This is a genomic window from Dyella sp. KRB-257, assembly GCF_049445995.1.
In the GTDB taxonomy this organism is placed as follows: Bacteria; Pseudomonadota; Gammaproteobacteria; order Xanthomonadales; family Rhodanobacteraceae; genus Dyella_A.
This window is the reverse complement of the sequence record NZ_JBMSDZ010000001.1, coordinates 286,380-293,642: the sequence shown is the minus strand read 5'-3', so window position 1 is coordinate 293,642 and position 7,263 is coordinate 286,380. Positions and strand designations below refer to the sequence as shown.

Genomic DNA, 7,263 nt, shown 5'->3' with positions numbered 1-7,263 from the left:
CGCGGGTCAGGCGTGATCTCGGCGGCGAGGGGTGAATTGGTGGTCATCGGTGTACTCCAGCAGCGGAGCCCATTTGTTATAGATAAAAACCGAGGGTAGCTGTTGGGTCATACGTTGACACGTAGGGTATCGAGCCGCGAAATCCGGGAGGAATGGCATGAGTATTCGGTATCCGATTGCAGGAACGCTAACGCGCAGCTTCCCGCGAGGAGCACCGGCCAGTCGTGAAAGCTCAGATTCTGCCTCTTCAATCTCCTCAACGATCCGCTGACCACGCTGTAAGAAAAGAGAGCCCTCTTCGGTGAGGCTAAGTCGGCGCGTACTGCGATGGAACAAACGCACACCAAGCTCACCCTCAAGCCGCGACACGCTCTTGCTGATCGCAGAGGCAGAGACGCCAAGCCGCTCGCTAGCCGCGACGAAGCTGTTCAGCTCCGCGGAGCGGACGAATGCAAGGAGTCCACTTAGGCTGTCCATCACCACCTCATTGATGACAAAACGTCATGCGATGGAGGAATGATAACCTATTTGTCTTCTATTGGGGAATTTCTATCATTCATAGCATCTGCCAATGACTAGGGCCTGTGCTGTCGCTCCCCACGAGGAAGACGCCCATGAAGATCACCCCCAAAGCCTCATTACCACCGTCGTTCCATGCGGTAGCCAGCCGAGACAAGGCCAGCGTGCTCGTGGCCGTATGTCTGGCCGCGCTGATCCTGCCACTTAGCTTTACCGGGGGCGCCATCGCGACACCGACAATCGGCCGGGATCTCGGTGGTAGTCCATTGGCATTGAGCTGGATCACCAACGCTTTCATGCTGAGCTTCGGAAGCCTCTTGATGACCGCTGTGGCGTTGGCCGATGCATTTGGCCGCAAGCGGCTTTTCGCTGGCGGCGTGTTGGCCTTTTCGGTAGCGTCGATAGTCATCGTTTGGGTACCGAGCATCGCCTGGCTCGATGCATTGCGAGCCGTTCAAGGAATCGCTGCCGCAGCAGCATTGGCGGGTGGGTCGGCAGCGCTCGCGCAGGAGTTCGATGGCGACGCGCGCACCCGAGCATTCAGCTTTCTTGGTACCAGCTTCGGCGCAGGATTGGCATTTGGCCCTGTGCTCGCAGGACTGCTCATCGAGTACCAAGGTTGGCGATCAGTCTTTCTTTCCAGCGCCTTTGTCGGGACGTTTGCTCTTCTGCTTGGAGTGCCCAGGATGCGCGAATCACTTGATCCAGATGTGGTCCGTTTTGATTGGCTCGGTGCGATGAGCTTCACCAGCACGTTGTGCTTGTTCACTTGGGGTGTTTTGCAATTGCCGCCGAGCGGCTGGTCAAGTAGCCAAGCATGGGTATTGCTCGGTAGTGCCCTATTGTCGCTCGTGGTCTTTTTACGCTGCGAGGCGCGTGCGCGCCGCCCAATGTTGGATCTATCACTATTCCGGTATCCACAGTTCATCGGCGTACAAATGCTGCCGGTGGCGACCTGCTATTGCTATGTGGTGCTGCTGGTCCTGTTGCCCTTGAGACTCATCGGCCTCGATGGGCTAAACGGAGTCAGCGCAGGACTGATCATGATTGCGCTATCCATTCCGATGCTTGTGGTTCCCAGCGTCGCCGCTAGCCTGACCCGATGGGCCTCGCCGGGCAAGATATCCGCCGCCGGATTGCTAATTGCCGCTTTCGGATTGTTCTGGCTTAGCAGTATTGACCCTTTGGGTCGCCAGGCATCTATCCTCGGGCCGCTATTGGTCATCGGTGTTGGCACAGGATTGCCCTGGGGGCTGATGGATGGCTTGGCGGTCAGCGTGGTGCCAAAGGAGCGCGCGGGGATGGCTACCGGCATCTTCAGCACCACCCGAGTGGCGCGCTGGGTGCGTTGCTTCGCCTCGAACAACTGATCCTCGAAGTGGCGGTGAATCCGCCACGCGCACTGATCGCCGAGGCCGTCAACGTCGTCGTCCACATCGCCGGCCGTGGCCGGCGGCGTCGCATCGAGCGCGTTGCCCGCGTGAGCGGTTTCGACGCCGTGGGCTACCAGCTTCGCGATGCCATGCCGTCGCCGTCCCACGCAGATCCGTCTTCGCTTCCCTCTGGAGAACCCTCATGAGCCATGGCCAGGTCTTGCGCTTTTCTGTAAATCCGCTTGCCCGACTTCGCGGTCTGGTTCGGCCGGCGCGGCAGGGTCTGACGATGGCCGTCGTGATGCTGGCGCTGACCGGCACGGCGAAGGCCGCCGGCTCGAACATGCCCTGGGAAGCACCGTTGCAGTCCATCCTTGACTCGATCCAGGGGCCGGTCGCCAAGATCATCGCCGTCATCATCATCATCGTGACAGGCCTCACGCTCGCGTTCGGCGACACCAGCGGCGGCTTCCGGCGTCTGATCCAGATCGTGTTCGGGCTGTCGATCGCGTTTGCGGCTTCCTCGTTCTTTCTGTCGTTCTTCAGCTTCTCCGGCGGGGCCGTCGTATGAGTACGGCTACCGACCTGCCGGGCTTCGAGGTGCCGCTGCATCGTTCGCTCACCGAGCCGATCCTGATGGGCGGTGCGCCGCGCACGGTGGCGATCGCCAACGGCACGCTCGCCGCCGCGATCGGGCTCGGCCTGCAACTGTGGATGCTCGGTCTCGCGCTGTGGCTGATCGGCCATTCCCTTGCGGTGTGGGGCGCGAGGGTCGATCCACAGTTCATGCCCGTCTTCGCGCGGCACCTCAAGCACAAGCCGCTGCTGGACGTGTGAGGCCAGAGGAGAACATTCGTATGCTGGACCTCGCCGAATACCGCCAACGTCCCGCCATGCTCGCCGACTGGCTGCCGTGGGCGGGACTCGTCGCGCCCGGCGTGGTGCTCAACAAGGATGGTTCGTTCCAGCGCACGGCGCGCTTTCGCGGGCCGGACCTCGACAGCGCCACGCAGGGCGAGCTGATCGCCACGACCGCGCGCCTGAACAACGCGCTGCGCCGGCTGGGATCGGGTTGGGCCTTGTTCGTCGAGGCCGAACGCCGGCCCGCGGCGGACTATCCGCATTCGGACTTCCACGAGCCGCTGTCCTGGCTGGTGGACGAGGAACGCCGCGCCGCGTTCGAGCAGGCTGGCAGTCATTACGAAAGCGGCTATCACCTGACGCTGGTGTACCTGCCACCGGAGGAATCGCGGGCGCGAGCCGCGAAGCTCCTGTACGAGAACACGCCCACGGCCGGTGTGGACTGGCGCGAACGGCTTGACGCTTTCGTTGCCGAGACCGAACGCGTGTTCGACTTGCTCGACGGCGTGATGCCCGAGATCGCCTGGCTGGACGACAGCGAGACGCTGACCTATCTGCACGCGACCATCTCGACGCGGCGTTATCGCGTCGGCGTGCCGGAGGTGCCGTTCCACCTCGATGCACTGCTGGCCGACATGCCGCTGGTCGGTGGCCTCGCCCCCATGCTGGGCGATCAGCATCTGCGCGTCGTGACGGTTCGCGGTTTTCCGACCTCGACCTGGCCGGGCCTGCTCGACGACCTCAATCGGCTGGGCTTCGCCTACCGCTGGTCCACACGCTTCCTGTGCCTCGACAAGACCGAAGCCGAGAAGGAATTGACGCGGCTGCGCCGGCAGTGGTTCGCCAAGCGCAAGAACGTGGTCGCGCTGCTGCGCGAGACCATCTTCCAGCAGGAATCGCCGCTCGTCGATACCGACGCAAGCAACAAGGCGACCGACGCCGACGCCGCCCTGCAGGAGTTGGGCAGCGATCAGGTGGCGTTCGGTTATGTGACCGCGACCGTCACGGTGATGGACGCCGATGCGGCGGCGGCCGACGAAAAGCTGCGCAGGGTGGAGCGCGCCATCCAGGGCAGGGGCTTCGTCACGATTCCCGAGACTCTCAATGCAGTGGAGGCGTGGCTGTCGTCGATCCCGGGCCATGCCTACGCCAACGTGCGCCAGCCGAGCATTTCCACGCTGAACCTCGCGCACCTGATGCCGGTGTCGGCGGTGTGGGCGGGGCAGGAGAAGAACGGACACCTCGACGGCCCGCCGCTGATCGTCACCCGCACCGACGGCGACACGCCGTTCCGACTGGTGACGCACATCGGCGACGTGGGTCATACGCTGGTGGTCGGCCCGACGGGCATGGGCAAGTCGGTGCTGCTCGCGACGCTGGCGATGCAGTTCCGCCGCTACCGCGGCTCGCGCATCTTCGCCTTCGACATGGGCCGCTCGATGCGCGCCACCATCCTCGGCCTCGGCGGCGAGCACTACGACCTCGGCACTGACGGCGCGATCGCCTTCCAGCCGCTCGCGCGCATCGACCGCGAAAGCTATCGCACCTGGGCCGCCGAATGGGTCGAAAGCCGCCTGCTGCACGAAGGCATCGCCGTCGGCCCCGACGAGAAGGCGGCCGTGTGGTCGGCGCTCGGCAGCCTCGCCGGCGCGCCGCTCGAACAGCGCACGCTCACGGGTCTGTCCGTGCTGCTCCAGTCCAATGCGCTGCGCCAAGCCCTCGCGCCTTACGTGCTCGGCGGTGCGCACGGCCGTCTGCTCGATGCCGACCACGACCGGCTCGGCAGCGCCGACGTGCAGGGCTTCGAGATGGAGGAACTGATGGCGAGCCGCGCGGCGGTGCTCGCCGTGCTGGGCTACCTGTTCGCGCGCTTCGACGAACGCTTCGATGGTGCGCCGACGCTGCTGATTCTCGACGAGTCCTGGCTGTTCCTCGACGACCCGGTGTTCGCCGCGCGCATCCGCCAGTGGCTCAAGACACTGCGCAAGAAGAACGTCAGCGTCGTCTTCGCCACGCAGTCGCTCGCCGACGTCAAGGATTCGAGCATCGCGCCGGCGATCATCGAGAGTTGCGCCAGCCGCATCTTCCTGCCGAACCCGCAGGCGATGGAGCCGCAGATTCGCGCGATCTACGAAGGCTTCGGCCTGAACAGCCGGCAGATCGAGATCGTCGCCACCGCCGAACCCAAGCGCGACTACTACTACCAGTCGCGCCTCGGCAATCGCCTGTTCGATCTCGACCTGGGACCGGTCGCACTCGCGTTCGCCGGCGCCTCGACGCCGCAGGACCAGCGCGCCATTGACGCGGCCCTCGCCGGTACGGCGCCGGGCGACTTCTCCGAGAGCTGGCTGCGCCATCGCGGCCTCGACTGGGCCGCCGACCTCATCCCTTCGTTTCCCATGCCACCGGAGATTCGGTCATGAAGAAGATCGGTCTGGCCGTCGTCACGGCCTTGCTGCTGTCGACGTCGTCCACGAGCTTCGCGCAATGGGCGGTGTTCGACGCGGCGAACTTCTCGCAGAACCTGCTGACAGCCGCGCGCGAACTGCAACAGATCGACAACCAGATCGAGCAGTTGCAGAACCAGGCGACGATGCTGGTCAACCAGGGCCGCAATCTCACTAGTCTCCACTACAACGCGCTGTCGCAACTGCTGTCCACGCTGGCGACGACGAACCAGTTGATCGCGCAGGCGCAGGGGCTGACCTTCAACGTCGCGCAGTCGCAGGCGACCTTCGACCGGCTGTATCCGTCGTCCTACGGTGCCGGCGCCAGCAACGCGCGGATGGTGCGGGACGCGCAGGCCCGCTGGCAGACCTCGGTGCAGGCATTCCAAACCGCGACGCAGGTGCAGTCGCAGGCCGCGCAGAACCTGCTGTCGGACCAGGGCGTGTTGAGCGGACTGGTCACGCAGAGCCAGGGCGCGGTGGGCGCCCTGCAGGCCAGCCAGGCGACCAACCAGTTGCTGGCGCTGATCGCCCGGCAGGCCATCCAGTCGCAGCAGCTCACCGTGTCGCAGGATCGGGCGATCGCCCTGGACCACGCGCGCGCGGCCGCCGACGAGGCGCAGGCCGAACAGGTGCGCAAGCGTTTCCTCGGCAGCGGCCCGCACTACGTGCCGCAGTCGGTGAGCTTCTACGGGAACTGACGGAGATCGACGATGAACGATCTGTCCGTCATCGACCATTTCCTGGCGGTCTTCTCGCAATACATCGACTCGGGCTTCGGGCTGCTGCACGGCGAGGTCGCGTATCTGTCGGCCACGCTGATCGTGATCGACGTGACGCTCGCGGGCCTGCTCTGGGCGATGGGCGGCGAGGAGGTACTGGCCAAGCTGATCCGCAAGACGCTCTACGTCGGCGCCTTCGCCTACATCATCGGCAACTTCAACTGGCTGGCGGGCATCGTATTCCGCTCGTTCGCGGGACTCGGGCTGCTGGCTTCCGGCTCGACGGTGAGCATCGGCGATTTCCTGCAGCCGGGACGGCTCGCCTATGTCGGCGTCAAGGCTGGCCAGCCGCTCCTGCAGCAGGTCGGCACGATGTCCCACGGCATCACCGCCGTCTTCAGCAACCTGGACATGATCATGGTGCTGCTGCTCGCCTGGATCGTCGTGATCGTCAGCTTCTTCATCCTGGCCGTGCAGCTTTTCGTGACGCTGATCGAGTTCAAGCTGACCACCTTGGCCGGCTTCGTGCTGGTGCCGTTCGCGCTGTGGAACAAGACCGCGTTCCTCGCCGAGAAGGTGCTGGGCAACGTGGTGTCCTCGGGCGTCAAGGTGCTGGTGCTGGCCGTGATCGTCGGCATCGGTTCGACGATCTTCGGGCAGTTCCAGGCGCCGGCCGGTGCCGATCCCACGCTCAACCACGCGCTCGCCCTCATGCTGGCCTCGTTGACGATGCTGGGGCTGGGCATCTTCGGGCCGGGCATCGCCACCGGCCTGGTCTCCGGCGCCCCGCAGCTCGGTGCGGGAGCCGCCGCCGGTACGGCGCTCGGCGCGGCGGGCCTCGCCGTCGCCGGTGGTGCTGCGGTGGCGACGGGTGGCGCGGCGGTCGCGGCCGGGACACGGCTGGCCGCCCGCGGTGCGGTCGGCACGGCGCGCGCGGCCGGTAGTGCCGCGTCGGCTTATCGCGCCGGCGCGGCCGCCTCGGGTGCAACCGGCGCGCGCGCTTTCGGTGCCGGCATGGCCAACGTCGCGCGCAGCGGCGCGCACGCCGTCGGCGAGCGGGCTGCGGCCGGCGCTCGCGCCGTGCGGGACCGCGTGGCGTCGGCGGTCGGCGCCGGTCCGGCCTCGCCCGAGGCGTCCGGCGCAGCGTCCGCGTCGTCGGCGACTGCCCATGACGGATCTCCCGCATCCAGCGACAAGGCGCCCGACTGGGCGCAGCGCCTGCAGCGCCGCCAGCGCGCCGCGCATGGCGCGTCGACGGCCGCGCACGTCGTGCGCGCGGCCGATCACGGCGGCGGCGGAGCCGCGCCGGAACTCAACGATTCCTCGAACGAGTAAGGGAGG

The 7,263-nt window shown here is 65.8% G+C and carries 7 protein-coding genes and 1 pseudogene; 7 read left to right on the top strand and 1 reads right to left on the bottom strand.

The features are described from left to right. Positions 1 to 6: 6 nt before the first annotated feature. On the bottom strand, positions 7 to 477 hold the full coding sequence (locus ACO2Q2_RS01455) for a LysR family transcriptional regulator (protein WP_423253988.1): 471 nt from the start codon (positions 475 to 477) through the stop codon (positions 7 to 9). Positions 478 to 614: 137 nt separating this feature from the next. On the opposite strand from ACO2Q2_RS01455, the gene ACO2Q2_RS01450 reads away from it, so the two are divergent. The 7 genes and pseudogenes from ACO2Q2_RS01450 (at position 615) to trbL (ending at position 7,257) form a co-directional block, all read left to right on the top strand. Next, entirely contained in the window at positions 615 to 1,889 is a 1,275-nt protein-coding gene (locus ACO2Q2_RS01450; RefSeq protein ID WP_423253987.1) for an MFS transporter, read from the top strand. Then, positions 1,844 to 2,098 (top strand): annotated as a pseudogene (locus ACO2Q2_RS01445) (P-type conjugative transfer ATPase TrbB); the annotation flags it as partial. The gene ACO2Q2_RS01450 and the pseudogene ACO2Q2_RS01445, both read left to right, overlap by 46 nt. Further along, a complete protein-coding gene (locus ACO2Q2_RS01440; RefSeq protein WP_423253986.1) occupies positions 2,095 to 2,463 on the top strand; it encodes a TrbC/VirB2 family protein in 369 nt (122 codons plus the stop codon). The pseudogene ACO2Q2_RS01445 and the gene ACO2Q2_RS01440, both read left to right, overlap by 4 nt. Beyond that, the gene (locus ACO2Q2_RS01435; protein WP_423253985.1) at positions 2,460 to 2,729 is read left to right on the top strand and encodes a VirB3 family type IV secretion system protein; all 270 of its coding nucleotides are present in this window, start codon (positions 2,460 to 2,462) and stop codon (positions 2,727 to 2,729) included. The genes ACO2Q2_RS01440 and ACO2Q2_RS01435 overlap by 4 nt, the downstream gene beginning before the upstream one ends. A 20-nt stretch (positions 2,730 to 2,749) precedes the next feature. Then, positions 2,750 to 5,176, top strand: coding sequence for a conjugal transfer protein TrbE (gene trbE, locus ACO2Q2_RS01430; protein ID WP_423253984.1), 2,427 nt, complete (start codon positions 2,750 to 2,752; stop codon positions 5,174 to 5,176). After that, on the top strand, positions 5,173 to 5,901 hold the full coding sequence (gene trbJ / locus ACO2Q2_RS01425) for a P-type conjugative transfer protein TrbJ (RefSeq protein ID WP_423253983.1): 729 nt from the start codon (positions 5,173 to 5,175) through the stop codon (positions 5,899 to 5,901). Before trbE ends, trbJ begins: the two co-directional genes overlap by 4 nt. A gap of 12 nt (positions 5,902 to 5,913) precedes the next feature. Next, positions 5,914 to 7,257: a P-type conjugative transfer protein TrbL gene (gene trbL / locus ACO2Q2_RS01420; protein WP_423253982.1), complete on the top strand. Its 1,344-nt coding sequence runs from the start codon at positions 5,914 to 5,916 to the stop codon at positions 7,255 to 7,257. The last annotated feature ends 6 nt before the right edge of the window (positions 7,258 to 7,263 follow it).